This is a genomic window from Sutterella parvirubra YIT 11816, from assembly GCF_000250875.1.
Classification (GTDB): Bacteria; Pseudomonadota; Gammaproteobacteria; order Burkholderiales; family Burkholderiaceae_F; genus Sutterella; species Sutterella parvirubra.
Map to the genome: position 1 here is coordinate 1 of NZ_JH604972.1, position 921 is coordinate 921.

General features: G+C 57.2%; 1 protein-coding gene and 1 pseudogene. Both read left to right on the top strand.

Annotated elements, in window-relative coordinates:
* Positions 1-384 (top strand): IS200/IS605 family transposase (gene tnpA / locus HMPREF9440_RS05955; RefSeq protein ID WP_050816165.1); only part of this gene is annotated, 384 nt, incomplete at its 5' end.
* Positions 385-394: 10 nt separating this feature from the next.
* Positions 395-921 (top strand): annotated as a pseudogene (locus tag HMPREF9440_RS05960) (RNA-guided endonuclease InsQ/TnpB family protein); the annotation flags it as partial.

The window sequence follows — 921 nt, forward strand, 5'->3', positions numbered from 1 at the left end:
GTGTATCAGACCGCTTACCATGTGGTGTGGTGCCCAAAGTATCGAAGACGCATATTGACGGGAGATGTCGCCCAAACGTTGGGCTCTCTTCTCGCGGAGATCTGCGCCGAGCGCGGCTATGCCGTGCTCACCAAAGAGATTCAGCCTGACCACATCCATTTGTTTCTCAGTTTTCCACCCTCGGAGTCCATTGCAAACGTGGTCCGAGTCCTGAAGGGGGCTACGGCACGAAAGCTTTTCGTCGCACATCCGGAACTGAAGCAGACGCTTTGGGATGGTCACCTTTGGTCTCCGTCCTACTACGTCGGGACCGCAGGAAATGTCAGCGCAGAAATCATCCGCAAGTACATCGAAAGGACTGAACACATCAAAGGACGCCGGTAAGTTTGCCGGTGTGGCGACCATCGTCCGCACCGCAGCCGTGCGCCTGGAGGTGTCTGCGGAAGATTCCGTGAAACTGGAGGAAACTCAAAGTCTCTACGGCAAGGCCAGTCGTCTGCTTGCCGAGATCATGCGAGAGCAGCCACGGGGGATGCGCCCGTGGCAGAGGCACAACCTGCATCACGCCGGCTACCGGCGCGTTCGCTCTGAAATTCCTGAATTGGGGTCGCAGCTCGTCTGCAATACCGTTCGCTCGGTTTCCGCCGCCGCCAAATCGTGGATTTCGAACAATCCGAAGTTCCTCAAAGACGACAAAATTGAGCTCCCGGCGTTCAAATTCGCAAACCCCATCGTCCATCTCGACAAGAACACCATCAGCTACTCGGCTGACCGCAAGACGGCGAGCATCTACACCACCTGCGGGCGGATCAAGGCGACGTTGGCGCCCGGCGCTTTCCAGGAAGAGATTTTGTCGTCCGGCACCTGGAAGGAAAGCAATTTGGTGTTCCGCAAGGGTAAGCGGGGCAAGCCTGGGCATTG